Origin of the sequence: Kingella oralis (assembly GCF_014054985.1) — a bacterium.
GTDB lineage: Bacteria > Pseudomonadota > Gammaproteobacteria > Burkholderiales > Neisseriaceae > Kingella_B > Kingella_B oralis.
In genome coordinates, this window is sequence record NZ_CP059569.1 from 1,234,474 (window position 1) to 1,251,483 (window position 17,010).

A 17,010-nucleotide genomic window follows, 5' to 3' on the forward strand; every position below is an offset into this window, starting at 1 on the left:
ACATAAAAGATACCGATGAGAATAGTGAATACAGGTTCTTAATACATTCCACAACCAATTTTCAGGCTGCCTTTGCATCACTCAAAGGCAGCCTGAAACACAACACAGCGGGCATTATGCGGTAAGCGTCCCCTTGGTAGAAGGCATTTTGCCTGCCATGCGCTCGTCGTATTCCACCGCCATCCGCAGCGAGCGCCCGAAGGCTTTGAACACGGTTTCGGCTTGGTGGTGGGCGTTTTTGCCGCGCAGGTTGTCAATATGCAGCGTGATCATGGCGTGGTTTACCAGCCCGTGAAAAAACTCGCTAAACAAATCCACGTCAAACTTGCCGATGGTGGCGCGGGTGAAGTCAATGTGGTATTCCAGCCCTGCGCGCCCTGATAAATCCAGCACCACGCGGCTTAATGCTTCATCCAGCGGCACATAGCTGTGCCCATAGCGGCGGATGCCGATTTTGTCGCCCAGCGCGGCTTTGAGCGCTTGCCCGAGCGTGATGCCGATGTCTTCCACGCTGTGGTGGTCGTCGATGTGCAAATCGCCTTTGCACACGATGTCTAGGTCTATTAAGCCGTGGCGGGCGATTTGGTCTAGCATGTGTTCCAAAAAGGGAATGCCCGTGTCAAAGCGGGCTTTGCCTGTGCCATCCAGATTAAGGGAAACGGTGATTTGGGTTTCGCTGGTGTTGCGGGTGATGGTGGCGGTTCGCATGGGGTGTCCTTGTGGTTGTGTTTGAAAATGGGGAGAAAATGGGATTGAGGCAGCCTGAAACGGCTTTTGATGCGTTTCAGGCTGCCTTTGGGGTTATTTACAACGGATTACAACGGAGAGCGCATGATTGCCATCAGCGCACGGCAAGCGTGGTATGCGGCGCAACGCATGAAATGGCAACCTTTGGGCTGCGCTAAAACGATTTTCAGGCTGCCTCAACCTACTCAATTCGGCTAAATCGCCACCACCAAATCGCTGAAATAATGGCTGCACAAATAAATGCTCATCAGCGAGAACAGCACCACCGCCAGCAACACGCCTTTAATCATGCCTGCGTTGAGCCGCGCGATGGCATCGGCGTTGGCATAAAAGCCGCTTTGTTTGGCGCGGATATGGTCGGCAATCACGTTTGCCAGCACGCGCAGCACTTGGTCGTTTTCCTCGGGCGTGCCGATGGTGAGGCGCAGGCAGTTTTGCAGCAGGGGATGCGCGCCGTGCAGGTTTTTCACCAAAATCTTGTTGTCTTTGAGCGTGTGAAACGCCAGCGGCGCATCGGGCAGGCGCACGGTTACAAAATTGGCTTCGCTGGGGAACACGGTTACGTCTTCCAACTCTGCCAGCGCGTTGGCAACGCGGGCGCGTTCGTTTTTCAGCGTTTCTATGTTTTGCATAAACGCTTCGGCATGGCGCAGGGCGAAGGCGGCGGCGGCAAGGCTAAGCTGGTTCATGTTGTAAGGCGGCATGATTTTTGCTAACTCGCCCATCACGGCGGGGCTGCCCACGGCGTAGCCCACGCGCAAGCCTGCAAAGCCTATTTTGCTTAATGTGCGCATCACCACGAGGTTTTCAGGCTGCCCTGCTTGGGCGATAAAGCTGTCGTGGCTAAACGCGCCGTAGGCTTCGTCAATCACCACAATGCCTGTGGCGGCTTGGATAATGGCTTCCACGGCTTCGCGGCTAAACGGCACACCGGTGGGATTGTTGGGATAGGCAAGGAAAATCAGCGCGGGTTTGTGCTGCTGGATGGCGTGAAGCGTGGCTTCTAAATTGAGCGTGAAATCGGGGTTGAGCGGCACGCCGATGTAGTTCAAGCCAAACAATTCGGCGTTGCGGCGATACATCACAAAGCTGGGTTCAACCGCCAACACGCTGGCGTTGGCTTGGGCAACCAGCAGCGTGATGAATTGGATGATTTCGTCCGAGCCGTTGCCCAGCACGATTTGCGCGCCTTCGGAGATGGCAAAGGTGTCGCGCAGCAGCTGTGGCAAGGGGCTAGCGGCGATGTTGGGATAGCGGTTAATCGGCGCGGCAGCCAGCTCGGCGGCTAATTCGGCGCGCAAGTTTTCAGGCAAGGGATACGGCACTTCCATCGCATCCAGCTTGATGAAATCGGCGGGAACATCGGCAACGGCATAAGCGGTTTGGGCGAGAATATCGGGACGGATAACAGATGTAGGCATGGTTTGCGCTCTCGTGAAAAGTTTGAATTAAATATTTGAATTGTTTGGCTGAAACGGTGCTAAATGTATCACAAAATGGGAAACGCCCCCAAGCGAAGTTTCCCATTTTCAGGCTGCATGAGCGCGCGTTAAGGCAGCCTGAAAATGCTTTTGTTTGGCACAGCGCACCGCCTTTTCAGGCTGCCGAATAAGCCCAAATTTGCTATCATAGCTCCCTTTCAACCCCATTCGTTTTCAGGCTGCCCCATGTCCGTTTACACCAGCGTTTCCGACGACGAAATGCGCCAACTGCTCACCCGATACAATCTTGGCGAATTTCAATCCCTGCAAGGCATCGCCCAAGGCGTAACCAACAGCAATTATTTTTTGCACACCCAAAGCGGCAGCTATGTGCTCACCGTGTTTGAAACCCTGAAAGCGCACGAAGTCCCGTTTTTCATGGAGCTCACCCGACACCTGAGCGCCAACGGCGTTGCCTGCCCCGCCCCCATCGCCCAGCGCAACGGCGCACTCACCGCCACCCTTGCCAACAAGCCCGCCTGCATCGTAGAAAAACTCAACGGCAGCGACGTTGCCTATCCCACCGCCGCCCAATGCCGCAACACCGGCGCCATGCTCGCCCAAATGCACCTTGCAGGCGCAACCTTCCCCCAAACCATGCCCAACCCCCGCCACGCCAAATGGTGGACAGACAGCGTCCAACAGCTTATCCCCCACCTAGAACCCCAAGACGCGCAATTATTGCAAGACGAAATCGCCTATCTCGCCCAACACCCCGATACCGATTTGCCCAGCGGCATCATCCACGCCGATTTATTCAAAGACAACGTATTGCTCAACGGCGACCAAGTCGCAGGCTTTATAGATTTTTACTACGCCTGCAACGGCAGCTTTGTTTACGACATCGCCATCGCCATCAACGACTGGGCGCGCACCGCCAACAACCACATAGACCCCACCCTGCAACACGCCTTCCTAAACGGCTACCAAAGCATCCGCCGCCTAACCCCCGCCGAACAAGACTACCTGCCCACTGCCTACCGCGCAGGCTGCGTCCGCTTCTGGGTATCGCGCCTGTTGGATTACCACTTCCCCGCCGAGGGCGAAATGACCTTTATCAAAGACCCCAACGTATTCCGCAATTTATTACTCGCCTACCGCAGCGCGTAAACAAAGGCAGCCTGAAACGGATTTTGTGTTTCAGGCTGCCTATTGTTTTTCTGCCCACAATGGAACGGCGACGGCTCATCGCCATAAACGCTAACCATCCAGCCACCTCATCAACCCAACCGCCCATGTCGGCGAGCCGCCGACGCTCTATCAATAGGCAGCCTGAAAACCCCAAAAGGACACCCCATGCTATTCACTCCACCCCTATCCCAAATCACCACCATAGAAGACCTGCGCCAAATCGCCCGCCGCAAGCTACCCAAAATGTTCTACGAATACGCCGACACAGGCTCGTGGACACAAACCACCTACCACGCCAACGCCGCTGATTTTGCCCCCATCCAATTTCGCCAGCGCGTGCTGGTGGATATGGAAAACCGCAGCCTGAAAACCCAAATGCTCGGGCAAGAAGTCAAAATGCCGCTTGCCATCGCCCCCACAGGGCTAACAGGCATGTTCCACGCCGATGGCGAAATCCTTGCCGCACGCGCCTGCGAAAAATTCGGCATCCCCTACACCCTATCCACCATGTCCATCTGCTCCATCGAAGACGTCGCCGAAAACACCACCGCCCCATTCTGGTTTCAACTTTATGTGATGCGCGACCGCGAATTCATGGCAGACCTCATCCGCCGCGCCAAAGCTGCCCAATGCAGCGCGCTCGTGCTCACCGCCGACTTGCAAATCGTCGGGCAACGCCATCGCGACATCAAAAACGGGCTCACCGTCCCCCCGCGCCCCACCCTCGCCAACCTCATCAACCTTGCCACCAAAATCGAATGGGGGCTGAAAATGCTCAACACCCGGCGGCGCACCTTCCGCAACATCGCAGGGCACGCCAAAGACGTAACCAATCTATCCGAACTCATGCCTTGGGTTGCCAAACAATTTGACCCCAAACTCAGCTGGGACGACATCGCCCACATCAAAGACCTATGGGGCGGCAAACTCATCATCAAAGGCATCCTAGACCCCGAAGACGCCGAAAAAGCCGTGCAACACGGTGCGGATGCCATCATCGTCTCCAACCACGGCGGCAGGCAGCTAGACGGCGCACCATCCAGCATCCGCGCCCTGCCCGCCATCATCCAAGCCGTGGGCAGCCAAACCGAAGTCTGGCTAGACGGCGGCATCCGCACAGGGCAAGACATCCTAAAAGCATGGGCGCTCGGCGCACGCGGCACATTCATCGGCCGCCCCTACCTCTACGGGCTCGCCGCCTACGGCGAAGCAGGCGTAACCCGCGCGCTGGAAATCCTGTACAACGAAATGGATTTGAGCATGGCGTTCACAGGACACCGCGACATCCAAAACGTAACCCGCGAGATATTGGTTAAAGGCAGCTACCCCGAGGCAGCCTGAAAACAGGTAAAGCATTTTCAGGCTGCCCCAACCCTTGATGCAGCCTGAAACAGAACGTGGCGTATCGCCGCCACACCCACTCCATAACCCCAGCCCAAGCCCACCCATTTCAGACTACCCCAAACATCGCAATCCAGCGCAGCAAAGACAGCCTTGCCCCTTTGTTCAAATCTTTGATTTCGCCATGCGAACTTATGCACAGCCAAAGGCGTATATCGCCGCGCAAAGCGCAAGATTGAAACCCCATCCCCAGCCCTTTCTGGCTGCCCATTCCCCCAACCACCCCAAAGAAAGCCTAACCATGACCACCATCCCCCTCAAAAAACTCTACTCCGGCAAAGTCCGCGACCTCTACGAAATCAACGAGCAAACCATGCTTATCGTCGCCAGCGACCGCCTCTCCGCGTTTGATGTCATCCTCAACGAACCCATCCCCCACAAAGGCGAAATCCTCACCCAAATCTCCAACTTCTGGTTCAACAAACTCGCCCACATCATGCCCAACCACTTCACAGGGCAAACCGTGCACGACATCCTGCCCGAAGCAACCGCCCGCGCCATCGCCCAACGCGCCGTCGTCGCCAAACGGCTCACCCCCGTCAAAATAGAAGCCGTGGTGCGCGGCTACCTCAGCGGCAGCGGCTGGAAAGCCTACCAAGCCACAGGCGAAATCTGTGGCATCCAACTGCCCGCTCACCTGCACGAAGCCGAAAAACTGCCCGAAGTCATTTTCACCCCCTCCACCAAAGCCGCAGTGGGCGACCACGACGAAAACATCAGCTTTGAGCGTTGCGCCGACCTAATCGGCAGCGAACTTGCCCAGCAAGTACGCGCCAAAGCCATCCAACTCTACACCGAAGCCGCTGCCTACGCTGCCACCCGCGGCATCATCATCGCCGACACCAAATTTGAATTCGGGCTGGATGCCAACGGCACGCTCACCCTGATGGACGAAGTGCTCACCCCCGATTCCAGCCGCTTCTGGGCGGCGCAAAGCTACCAAGTCGGCAGCAATCCCCCGTCGTTTGACAAACAATTTATCCGCGACTGGCTGGAACGCAGCGGCTGGAACAAACAGCCCCCCGCCCCCGCTATCCCCGAAGATGTGCTGGCAAAAACCGTTGCCAAGTATCAAGAAGCCCTACGGTTGCTTACGGCGTAATAATTTTCAGGCTGCCTTTGATGTTTCGCAAAGGCAGCCTGAAACGCTTGTAGAACCTAAGTAGGTTGGGCATTTATGCCCGACGTTTTTAGTGGCGTATTATAGTCGTCCCAATTAAGCCTTATACAGCGTTGGCTCGCCTTGCTGTACTACTTGTACTATCTGCGGCTCACCGCCTTGTCTAAGTCTTAATTGGAACGACTATAGATAAATAGGTCAGCGTTTGTCGGGCATAAATGCCCGACCTACCAACTGGGCATGGTGTTCATGGGGGCTTTCGGGTGGTTTCAGGCTGCCTAGTGCAAAAAAATGACTGCTGGATTATAGCAGTCATTTTTTTGCAATTAGATTTCACTAATAGGCAGCCTGGAAATAGAGTAAATCCATTTTCAGGCTGCCTAAGAATTTAAGGCTAATGCTAAAATACCACTCTTTTATGTATTTAGGATAGAACTATGGCACCCAGCACCCAGCACCCAGCACCCAGCACCCAGCACCCAGCACCCAGCACCCAGCACCCAGCACCCAGCACCCAGCACCCAGCACCCAGCACCCAGCAATTTTAATTTAAAATCAAATACTTGTCAAGTTAAAACAGCAGACGGGGGTGTGAAATGACTGCCCGCGACGATCTGTTTTCCCGCTCTGCTCCAAGCGAGGAGCGTCTTTATCTGCTCAAACGGCAGTTTCCCGAATGTTTCGACAAAAACGGCGCGTTTGTGCCCGAACGGCTGGCCGAGAGCCTGCGTTCGGACGGACTGCCCGTGCAGAAAGAATATTATTCCCTCAACTGGCTGGGCAAATCCTACGCCAAAGCCCTGCGCGACGCGCCGCCCGAAACGCTGCTGGCGGAAGACGTCGCCCACAATAGGCAGTCTGAAAACGCCGCCAGCCAAAACCTGCTGCTCAAAGGCGACAACCTTGAAATCCTCAAACACCTGAAACACGCCTATGCCGGCGCGGTGAAGATGATTTACATCGACCCGCCCTACAACACGGGCAGCGACGGCTTTGTGTATCAGGACGACCGCCGGTTCACGCCCGAACAGCTTGCCCGTTTGGGCGGCATGGATTTGGACGAAGCCTGCCGCGTGCTGGAATTTACCGCGAAAAAATCCAATTCCCACAGCGCGTGGCTCACCTTTATGTATCCGCGCCTCTACATCGCCCGCGAGCTTTTGCGCGAAGACGGCGTGATTTTTATCTCCATCGACGACAATGAACAGGCGCAGTTGAAGATTTTGTGTGATGAGGTGTTTGGGGAGGAGAATTTTGTATCTACTGCAATCAGAAGAGCGAAAGTAGGTGGCGGTTCTGATAACAAGCAATTTGCTACTGAAGCAGATTATTTGTTGGTGTATGCAAAAAATAAAAATATGCTTAACACATTTTACACACCGCATACCGAACAAGATTTAAAGCGATATTCAGAAACGGACAAAGAAGGGAAGTTTTTTTGGGATACTTACAGTCGCGCAGGATTAGCTTCTGACGAAGACGAAGATGAGGATAGCCTGTATTACTCAATTACATTTCCTGATGGCTCAATCAAAAGTGAACGTTGGAGGCGTTCTCAAGAAAGATTGAAAAAGGATTTAGATGATGGAGAAGCAAAATTTATAGAAACAAAAAACGGTTGGAATGTTCATTTTAAGCAAAGGCTACCTGAATTAGGAAAACGCCCCAGACAAATTCTTTTTAATGGATTTAACAATGCCCTAGGTACTGAAGAACTTGCCAATCTATTCAAACAAAAGAATATTTTTAAATACCCTAAATACACTGGCTTTATCGAATTTCTAATTGAAATATGCACGCAAAAAGATGATCTAATCTTAGATTTTTTTGCGGGAAGTGGAACAACCGCCCATGCTGTCATGAATATAAATGCAAACTATCCTTATAAATTAAGAAAGTACATATGCATTCAAATTGCAGACATTCTAAGTGCAAAAAAGAAAGAGCATAAAGCAGCCTATAACGCCGGTTACAGAACCATCTTCCAAATCACCCAAGCCCGTTTGGAAAAAGCCGCCGCGAAAATCCGCGCCGACTATCCCCATTACACGGGCGATTTGGGCTTCAAAATTTTCACCACCGTGCCGCGTTTTCAGGCTGCCTCGGATGAAGCGTTTGACCCGCAGCAGCCGCTGCTGCCCGAAAGTGTCCGCGCCGATTTGAACTCCGAACAGCTTGATACGCTGCTTACCACTTGGCGCGTGTACGACGGCTGCCCGCTTACCGCGCCGGTGCGTCCGTTGGATTTGGCGGGCTATACGGCGCATTTGTGCGGCGGCAATGTGTATTTCATGGCGGCAGGCTGCACTTCGCAAACGGTAAAAGCCCTGATTGAAAAACTGGACAGCGACGCGGATTTCGCGCCCGAGCGGGTGATTTTCTACGGCGCGAACATGGCAAGCGCGATGCAGCGCGAGCTGGCGCAGGCGGTGGAGGGCTATGCCAACAAAAAATCCTTGAAATTAAACGTGCTGGCGAGGTATTGAAATGGCGGGCTTTACTTACGAAAAAAATCTGCCGCATCAGGAATCCGCCATCCGCGCGGTTTTGGGCGTGTTCGACCGTGCGTCGGCAAACATCAGCGGGCGCGGCGAAAACCCCGAAATCGTGTTTTCAGACGGCCTCTTGCAACGCAATATCGCAAGCCTGCAAAGGCTGAACAATATTGATGGCGCGCCGCCCGCTGCGGGCAACATCATCGATATTCAGATGGAAACGGGCACGGGCAAAACCTACACCTACGCCAAAACCATGTATGAGCTGCACCGCACGCTGGGCGTGTTCAAATTCGTGGTCGTCGTGCCGACGCTTTCCATCAAGGCGGGCACGAAAAAATTTCTGGCGGGCGAAGCGTTGAAACAGCATTTCCGCACCGATTTTGAAGGCGTTTACGGCGATGTCCAAATCGAGCTTTATACGGTGGAAAGCGCGAAACCGGGCAAGGGCAAAAAGAGCTTTGTGCCGTCTGAAATCATCCGTTTCGTGCAAACCGACGATGCCAAGAAAATCCATGTGCTGCTGATTAACGCGGGCATGGTCAATTCCGACACGATGGCGGGCACCACGCAGGCCAACGACGGCAGCCGCCTGATTAAAGACACGTTTTCCAAGCCGTTTGAAGCGGTGGCTTCGGTAAAGCCCTTTGTGATTGTCGATGAGCCGCACAAATTCCCCACCGAAAAGAAAACCTGGGCCAACCTGCTGAAACTCGCGCCCCAGTTTGTTTTGCGCTACGGCGCAACCTTTAACGGGCGGTTTGAAAATCTGGTTTACCGCTTAACGGCTGTGGACGCGTTTAACGACGATTTGGTCAAAGGCATCCGCGTGTTCGCTGAAGAGACCGACGGCGATAACGGCGCACGCATTACGCTGGCGGATTTGGACAACGGCGAAGCAGTATTTAAATCGGGCGGCAAAACCTACCGCCTGGGCAAGGAAGGCAGCCTGAAAACCATCCACGGCGCAATCGAAGATTTGTTTGTGGCGGAGATGAACAAAACCACGCTGGTGTTGAGCAACGGCGTGGAACTCAAACGCGGCGGCAGCATCAGCCCGTATTCCTACTGCAACACGGTGCGCGACAAAATGATGCGGCAGGCGGTAAAGAAACATTTTGATTTGGAAGCGGAACTGCTCACCCGCAGCGGCGGGCGCATCAAACCGCTCACGCTGTTTTTTATCGACGACATCGCCGGCTACCGCGAAAAAAACGCCCTTGCAGGCAGCCTGAAAACTCTGTTTGAGCAAATGGTAACGGCCGAGCTGCAAGGTCGTCTGAAAAACGAAAACAACGCCTTTTTACGCAGCTACTGGCAAACCGCGCTGAACGACGTATCCGCCACCCACGGCGGCTATTTCTCGCAGGACAACAGCGGCAAAGACGAAAAAATCGAACAGGAAGTCAGCGAAATCCTGCACGACAAAGAAACGCTGCTCTCCCTAAACAACCCGCGCCGCTTTATTTTTTCCAAATGGACGCTGCGCGAGGGCTGGGACAATCCCAACGTGTTCCAAATCTGCAAGCTGCGTTCCAGCGGCAGCGAAACCAGCAAATTGCAGGAAGTCGGGCGCGGCCTGCGCCTGCCGGTAAACGAATACATGGCGCGGGTAAAGGAACAGGCGTTTTTCCTGAATTACTTTGTGGACGGCAGCGAGCGCGATTTTGTGGAGAAACTCACGGGCGAAGTAAACAGCACGCTGGTTCGCCTGACGGTGTTTGACAAGCTGGACGACGAACTGCTGGACAAAATCATCGCCGCCTACCCGACGGAAACGAAAAAAAGCATCCGCAGCAGACTGGCAGATTTTACCGACGACAACGATGTGTTTTCAGCAAACGGCTTTGCCGAAACGAAAAAACAGTTTCCACGCGCATTCGCCGTTTCAGATGGCCTCAAAAAAGGCAAAATCGACCATGCGGGCGCAAAACGGCAAACCGTCAAAATGCGCGTCGGCAAATACGATGAACTGAAAACCCTGTGGGAAGCCATCAACCGCAAAGCGTTTCTGCAATACAAAATCGACAGCGAAGAAGCGTTTTTACAACTGTTTACGCAGTTTCTGCGAGACAAAGCCGAAAAATTCGCCCCTGCGGGCATCCGCACCGTGCAAAACGAAATCCGCGTGCAAAACGGCCTGCTTGCCGCCGTGCGCCAAGACAGCTTGGAAGACGCTTTCGAGCCGCTGGTAAATATGACTTATCGGGATTTTTTGGAAAAGCTGGCGCAAAGCACACTGATTCGGCAAGACACGCTGCACTGCGCCTTTTACGCCGTGCGCGACTGTTTTGAAGTGGAAAAATACCTCAACTTCCAAACCATCCGCGCCATCAAAGTCGGCTTTTCCCGCTGGCTGTTGCTCCACTCGTTCCACGAATTTCAAATAGCCTACCAAAGCATCGGCGGCAGCGTGCACCCTACCCTGTTTACCGACGAAAACGGCCGCCCGAAACCCGAAGTGGACGCGGTTTTCGGCACCATGCACGACACGCAGCACGAGCCGCTGGCACAGTTTCTGTTTGACAGCGTGTTTTACGACAGCCCGCTGGAACAGGACAACATCACCGGCTGCGGCAGCGGCGGCGAAGTGCGCGAAGTGGTGGTGTTTGCCAAAATCCCGAAAAACGCCATCAAAATCCCCGTGGCCGGCGGCGGCACCTACTCGCCCGATTTCGCCTATTTCGTCAAAACCGATACCGGCGAAACGCTGAATCTGGTGCTGGAAAGTAAAAAAGTGGAAGACAGCGACGATTTGCGCCAAGAAGAAAACCAGAAAATCGAACACGCGCAAAAAATGTTCGACGCACTTGGCCGCCAAAGCGGCGTGAAGATTTTGTTCAGTAAGCAGTTTGAAAGCGACAGAGTGGCGGGGGTGATACGCAGGTGTTTGGGGCAGGAGGGGAGCTAAAAAAAGGCAGCCTGAAAACGGTTTATCCCATTTTCAGGCTGCTCATTCATGCCAACAAAATTATTTTTGATGCTGCTTCAACGCCGCTTTCACAAACGCGGTAAACAGCGGATGCCCTTTGCGCGGATTGGATGTGAACTCGGGGTGGAACTGGCAGGCGAAGAACCACGGATGGTTGGGGATTTCAATCGTTTCCACCAGCCGCTCGCGCCCTGCCGACACGCCGCCAATCACCAAGCCTGCGGCTTCAAGCTGCGGCACATAATGGTTGTTCACTTCATAGCGATGGCGATGGCGCTCGCGGATTTGGGTTGCGCCGTAGATTTTGGCGGCAAGGCTGCCCTGCTTCAATTCCACTTCTTGCGCGCCCAAGCGCATGGTGCCGCCCAAATCGGCGTTTTCGTCGCGCGTTTCCACGCTGCCATCGGCGGTTTGCCATTCGTCAATCAGCGCGATAACGGGGTGGGCGGCTTTCAAGTCAAACTCGGTGGAATTGGCACCTGCCAAGCCTGCTACGTCGCGGGCGTATTCAATCAGCGCGATTTGCATCCCCAAGCAGATGCCCAAATAGGGGATGTTGTGCTCGCGGGCAAAACGGGCGGCGGCAATTTTGCCTTCCACGCCACGCGAACCAAAGCCACCCGGCACAAGGATGGCATCAAAGTTTTTCAGGCTGCTTGTGCCGTCTTGTTCCAGCGTTTCGCTGTCAATATATGTGATATTGACATCGGTTTGCGTGTGGATGCCCGCATGGCGCAGGGCTTCGGTGAGCGATTTGTAGGACTCGGTTAAATCCACATATTTGCCCACCATGGCGATGTTTACTTTGTGCTGCGGGTTTTCAATCGCATACACAATTTTTTTCCACTCGGTTAAATCGGCTTGGCGCACATTCAGCTGCAACTGCTCGCAAATAATGGTGTCAATGCCTTGATTGTGCAGCATTTCTGGCACTTCGTAGATGCTTTTGGCATCGTAGCTGCCCACCACGGCGCGTTCTTCCACGTTGCAAAACAGCGCGATTTTGCGGCGTTCTTCATCGGGCAGGATTCTGTCCATGCGGCAGATGAGAATGTCGGGCTGCAAGCCGATGCTGAGCATTTCTTTCACGGTGTGCTGCGTGGGCTTGGTTTTGATTTCGCCTGCGGCGGCGATGTAGGGCACAAAAGACAGGTGCACAAACAAGGTGTTGGCGCGACCAAGCTGGCTGCGCATTTGGCGGATGGCTTCCAAAAACGGCAGCGATTCAATGTCGCCCACCGTGCCGCCGATTTCCACAATCGCTACGTCTTTGCCTGCCGCGCCTTCGTGGATGCGGCGTTTGATTTCGTCGGTGATGTGGGGGATGACTTGCACCGTGCCGCCCAAATAGTCGCCGCGCCGCTCTTTGGCGATGACGTTTTCATACACTTGCCCCGAGCTGAAACTGTTGGCGCGTGTGAGCGTGGCGTGGATAAAGCGTTCGTAATGCCCGAGGTCTAAATCGGTTTCTGCGCCATCGTCGGTTACAAACACTTCGCCGTGCTGAAACGGGCTCATCGTGCCTGGGTCTACGTTGATGTAGGGGTCTAGTTTGAGCATGGTTACGTTTAGCCCGCGCGATTCTAGGATGGCGGCAATAGAAGCGGCGGCGATGCCTTTACCCAATGAAGAAACAACGCCGCCCGTTACGAATATGAATTTTGTCATGATGGTGATACCTGTGTTGGAATGCGCGATTTTAACGCAAATTGGTGGTAAGTAAAAGTTTGTGGGCGGGTGGTAAATAGGGTGTGGCAACGCCAAATGAATTTTTGCCAGAACGTGCGTTGCGCCGCACACCACGCTTTGGGTTGGTGCTTTGTGGTTGGCTTTGGGTGTAGCTTTAACCATGCGCTTCATGCCAGCGGGGCACTTACTTTTCTTTGCTTCGCCAAAGATGGGAACCTGTATTCGCTATCTGCACGGCTGCTTTTGCATTCATTGAATACGCCTACTGCGTTGCCAAGCCAAGCTAATAGTCTCGCTATTAACTTGGCTTGTCGCCTTGTATTCGTATTCACTGAATACAAAATCCGCTCGCGCAGATAACGAATACAGGTTCTGGCAAAAGAAAGGCGACCCCGACGTGCAGGTTTGGCTGCGCCAAACTCCCCTCTCTCCGCATCCTTTTTTCGGCGCGTGCGAACTAGCCGCACTTCGTGCGTCGTCGGACAAGCGCACGCTTGTTTCCGAAAAAAGAATGCTGCGTTCGGCTGGACGTAGGGGAATGGGCAGTTGTATTAACCATTCGTGAATAGTTAGGCAGCCTGAAAGGCAATCTATTCAGTAAAAATGGAATGGTGCAATGCCCAAGCGGTTTTGTGTTTTCAGGCTGCCTTTGCATTGCCCAAAGACAGCCTGAAACGTTTGCGCTACGGCAATGGAAAGAGTGGGTATGGCGGCGATACGCCATGTTCTGTTTCAGGCTGCATCAATGCTTGGGCAGCCTGAAAAGCTATTCCCGCCCTGTTTTCGCTTTCAACGCCGCCAGCATATTGCCCAGCCGCTCGCGCCCCTCTTCTTTGGACACAATCGGCTTGCCGCCCTTGCGCCCCAAAATATCCAAATCGCTTTGCGGCATTTCGTTGATAAAACGGCTTGGCTCGGGGAACACAAACGTGCCCTGCCGCTTGCGCTTGATGCAATGCGTGAGCGTGAGCTGCTGTTTGGCGCGCGTGATGCCCACATACATCAGCCGCCGCTCTTCTTCCAACGCGCCTGCTTCCACGCTGTCGGCGTGGGGAAACAGCCCTTCCTCGCAGCCCACCAAATACACAAACGGATATTCCAAGCCTTTGGATGCGTGCAAGGTGGACATTTTCACCGCGTCCACTTCGCCGTCATCGCGCCCTTCCAGCAGCGTCATCAGCGCGATGGTTTGCGTGAGTTCAATCAAATTTTTCTCGCCCTCTTCGCCCTTTTTCGCTAGCCAACCTGCTAAATCCTGCACATTTTGCCAACGCATTTCCGCTGCCTTGCCGCCCTCATCTGCGCCTGCCAAATAGGATTCGTATTCAATCTCTTGCAACAAATTTTGCACCACTTCGCCCGCGTCGTCCGCCGCCGCTCGCGCTTGATAATCCTGCATCAAATATACAAATTGCTGCACCGCCTCGCGGTTTTTCGCGCTCAACGCCGCCAACGCCTCCATGCTTTGGGCAGCCTGAAACAAGCTGCATTCATGTTGCTTGGCGTAATCGTTGAGCTTGCCCAGCGTGGTGTCGCCAATGCCGCGCTTGGGCGTGGTTGCCGCGCGTAAAAACGCGGGGTCGTCGTCGGGGTTCGCCAGCAGGCGCAGATACGACAACACGTCTTTAATCTCCGCCTTGTCGTAAAAACTTTGCCCGCCCGAAATCTGATAGGGAATCCGCGCCGAACGCAGCGCATCTTCAAACAGCCGCGCTTGGTGGTTGCCGCGGTACAAAATGGCAAAATCGGCAAAATTTGCACCATAAATCAGCTTGTTGCGCGCAATCTGCTGCGCCACAAATTCCGCCTCGTGCGTTTCGCTTTGGCACGCCACCACGCGCACCACTTCGCCCTCGCCCAGCTGCGACCACAAAGTTTTCGGAAACAGCTTGGGATTGTTGGCAATCACATGGTTCGCCACCTTCAAAATCCGCGCGGTGGAGCGATAATTCTGTTCCAATTTGATGATTTTTATCTGCGGATAATCCTCTTGTAAACGACGCAAATTCTCCATATTCGCCCCGCGCCAAGCGTAAATCGACTGGTCGTCATCGCCCACCGCGGTAAACCGCCCCTCCAAGCCCACCAGCGCACGCATCAGCGCATACTGGCAAGCGTTGGTGTCTTGGCATTCGTCAATCAGCAAATAGTGCAAACGCTGCTGCCACTTCAAGCGCGCTTCCGCATTTTGCTGCAACAGCAGCGTGGGCAGCCGAATTAAATCATCAAAATCAACCGCTTGATAATGCGCCAACGTGGTTTGATACGCGGCATACACCTGCGCGATTTGCTTTGCCCAATCGTCATCGGCAACCTGAAAAGCCGCTTCGGGCGTTTGCAAATTGTTTTTCCACAGCGAAATCTGGTGTTGCGCTTTAAACACAGCTTCGCGCCCCGAGCTGCCCAGCAATTCGCCGATAATCCGCGCGCTGTCGGACGCATCCAAAATGGAGAAATTCTTTTTATAGCCAACGTGTTGCGCTTCCTCGCGCAAAATCCGCATCCCCAGCGAATGAAACGTGCACACGGTCAAGCCGCGCGTTTGCTCGCGCCCCAGCCGCGCCGACACGCGCTCTTGCATCTCTTTTGCCGCCTTGTTGGTAAACGTAATCGCGGCGATGTGGTGCGGCTTATAGCCCGCCTGCGTAATCATGTAGGCGATTTTTTCGGTGATGACGCGCGTTTTGCCACTGCCCGCGCCCGCAAGCACAAATAATGCGCCGCCCAAATATTCCACGGCGGCTTGTTGTTCGGGGTTAAGTTTCATGGTTTTGCTTTTGCCTAAATGATGACAGCCTGCGTAGCGAAGCGGAGTTACGAAGCTAAAATAGATACGATGCGATTGTATTCACCCAAACGCGCTTTACTCGTTTTCAGTCTGCCTTATAGTGTTGATTAAGTTAATTTTTTGTTTTGCGGTTTGGTGCGTGGCGCATACATCGGCAGCCTGAAAATGCTTCACTCAATCCAGCGAAACATCCCTGCCACATAGCGAAACGTCCCATCCAACGCCTGCTGCATGCTGGCGGGCAATGTCTCGCGCGTCTCTTGCCAATAGCGCTCTGCCGCCATGTCCAAATCGGGCGACAGTTGCCTGTGATGCACCGCCGTTTGCAGCAAAATCAACACGCTAATCGTGTACGCTTGGGCATGCTCGGGATAATACAGCGCATATTCCAACAGCTCGGCGGGGTAATACGCGCTGCTTTGTTCGCGCGACAAATAGCCGTTTTGCTGGGTAAGAATTTGCCGCAACACCGCCGCGTGTTCGGCGCGTTCATCGGGCGAAATTGCCAGCGCGGTTAAACTGGCGATGCTTTGCGCGCCTGTTTGCGCAAGATAGGGGAACAATGGCGATGGGAAGGTCATGTAGGCAGCCTGAAAGTCGTTGCGATTAAAAATTATAAGCCAAATAACAAAAACAATTTGGTAAAAGCAGCGGTTTGAATTACAATTCAAATCCTTTACGGCTGGGCGTTTGCGCCTGTTTTTAGAACCTGAAAATAGGTTCTCAATAATCATAACATTGGAGTTTAATAACAATGACAACCAAAGGACAACTTCTACAAGACCCTTTCTTGAATGCTTTACGCCGCGAACACGTTCCCGTTTCCATTTATTTGGTAAACGGTATTAAATTGCAAGGGCAAGTGGAATCGTTTGACCAATATGTGGTGCTGCTGCGCAACACGGCGGTTACGCAAATGGTGTACAAACATGCCATTTCTACCATTGTTCCCGCCCGCGCGGTGAGCGTGCAACACGACGGCAACAGCAACAAACCTGCGTTGCAACAAGTGGAAACGACTGCGCCCGCTGCGGAATGATGCGAACGCGGTAAGCGCAAGATGATTTTAGCTTCGCAACTCCGCTTCACTACGCAGGCTGCCTTGATAATGATAGGCAGCCTGAAATGTTTTTGGGGGCGGGAAATGGCGCATCGCGTTAACGGCAATGCAGCGCATACACGATGAGGCAGCCTGAAAACCGTTTGGCATGGTTTTCAGGCTGCCT

Annotated in this window: 14 protein-coding genes; 8 read left to right on the forward strand and 6 right to left on the reverse strand. The window is 53.8% G+C overall.

Annotation, left to right across the window (positions count from 1 at the left end; translation table 11 throughout):
* Positions 1 to 114 precede the first annotated feature (114 nt).
* On the reverse strand, positions 115 to 708 hold the full coding sequence (gene hisB, locus H3L93_RS06600) for an imidazoleglycerol-phosphate dehydratase HisB (RefSeq protein WP_003795048.1): 594 nt from the start codon (positions 706 to 708) through the stop codon (positions 115 to 117).
* 233 nt (positions 709 to 941) lie between these two features.
* Positions 942 to 2,168, reverse strand: a complete 1,227-nt coding sequence (hisC, locus tag H3L93_RS06605) for a histidinol-phosphate transaminase (RefSeq protein WP_003795044.1) — start codon at positions 2,166 to 2,168, stop codon at positions 942 to 944.
* A gap of 56 nt (positions 2,169 to 2,224) precedes the next feature.
* Here hisC and H3L93_RS13335 point away from each other — a divergent pair, with 56 nt between their 5' ends.
* The 6 genes from H3L93_RS13335 to H3L93_RS06630 all read left to right on the forward strand — a co-directional run bounded on the left by H3L93_RS13335 (position 2,225) and on the right by H3L93_RS06630 (position 11,286).
* The gene (locus H3L93_RS13335) at positions 2,225 to 2,359 is read left to right on the forward strand and encodes a hypothetical protein (protein WP_003795042.1); all 135 of its coding nucleotides are present in this window, start codon (positions 2,225 to 2,227) and stop codon (positions 2,357 to 2,359) included.
* A 55-nt stretch (positions 2,360 to 2,414) separates the two neighbouring features.
* Positions 2,415 to 3,338 carry a homoserine kinase gene (gene thrB / locus H3L93_RS06610; protein WP_040558409.1) on the forward strand — a complete coding sequence of 308 codons (924 nt, stop codon included), beginning with the start codon at positions 2,415 to 2,417 and terminating at the stop codon, positions 3,336 to 3,338.
* A gap of 186 nt (positions 3,339 to 3,524) precedes the next feature.
* On the forward strand, positions 3,525 to 4,700 hold the full coding sequence (locus H3L93_RS06615; protein WP_003795036.1) for an alpha-hydroxy acid oxidase: 1,176 nt from the start codon (positions 3,525 to 3,527) through the stop codon (positions 4,698 to 4,700).
* A 301-nt stretch (positions 4,701 to 5,001) separates the two neighbouring features.
* Positions 5,002 to 5,862, forward strand: a complete 861-nt coding sequence (locus H3L93_RS06620; RefSeq protein WP_040558173.1) for a phosphoribosylaminoimidazolesuccinocarboxamide synthase — start codon at positions 5,002 to 5,004, stop codon at positions 5,860 to 5,862.
* Positions 5,863 to 6,476: 614 nt separating this feature from the next.
* Positions 6,477 to 8,366, forward strand: a complete 1,890-nt coding sequence (locus tag H3L93_RS06625; protein ID WP_003795031.1) for a site-specific DNA-methyltransferase — start codon at positions 6,477 to 6,479, stop codon at positions 8,364 to 8,366.
* Position 8,367: 1 nt separating this feature from the next.
* Complete coding sequence (locus H3L93_RS06630; RefSeq protein ID WP_003795028.1) at positions 8,368 to 11,286, forward strand: type III restriction-modification system endonuclease; 2,919 nt, start codon at positions 8,368 to 8,370, stop codon at positions 11,284 to 11,286.
* Positions 11,287 to 11,346: 60 nt separating this feature from the next.
* Here the strand turns inward: H3L93_RS06630 and pyrG are convergent, their stop codons facing one another.
* Positions 11,347 to 12,975, reverse strand: coding sequence for a CTP synthase (gene pyrG / locus H3L93_RS06635; RefSeq protein ID WP_040558407.1), 1,629 nt, complete (start codon positions 12,973 to 12,975; stop codon positions 11,347 to 11,349).
* Positions 12,976 to 13,599: 624 nt separating this feature from the next.
* On the opposite strand from pyrG, the gene H3L93_RS06640 reads away from it, so the two are divergent.
* Complete coding sequence (locus H3L93_RS06640) at positions 13,600 to 13,758, forward strand: hypothetical protein (RefSeq protein ID WP_003795023.1); 159 nt, start codon at positions 13,600 to 13,602, stop codon at positions 13,756 to 13,758.
* A gap of 4 nt (positions 13,759 to 13,762) precedes the next feature.
* Here H3L93_RS06640 and rep read toward each other — a convergent pair whose 3' ends face one another.
* A complete protein-coding gene (rep, locus tag H3L93_RS06645) occupies positions 13,763 to 15,763 on the reverse strand; it encodes a DNA helicase Rep (RefSeq protein ID WP_003795020.1) in 2,001 nt (666 codons plus the stop codon).
* A 191-nt stretch (positions 15,764 to 15,954) separates the two neighbouring features.
* Entirely contained in the window at positions 15,955 to 16,365 is a 411-nt protein-coding gene (locus H3L93_RS06650) for a hypothetical protein (RefSeq protein WP_040558171.1), read from the reverse strand.
* 173 nt (positions 16,366 to 16,538) lie between these two features.
* On the opposite strand from H3L93_RS06650, the gene hfq reads away from it, so the two are divergent.
* Positions 16,539 to 16,823 (forward strand): RNA chaperone Hfq, encoded by a 285-nt coding sequence (gene hfq / locus H3L93_RS06655; protein WP_003795017.1) that lies wholly within the window; start codon positions 16,539 to 16,541, stop codon positions 16,821 to 16,823.
* Between the two features lie 27 nt (positions 16,824 to 16,850).
* Here hfq and H3L93_RS06660 read toward each other — a convergent pair whose 3' ends face one another.
* On the reverse strand, positions 16,851 to 16,994 hold the full coding sequence (locus tag H3L93_RS06660) for a hypothetical protein (RefSeq protein WP_003795015.1): 144 nt from the start codon (positions 16,992 to 16,994) through the stop codon (positions 16,851 to 16,853).
* Between the last annotated feature and the right edge of the window lie 16 nt (positions 16,995 to 17,010).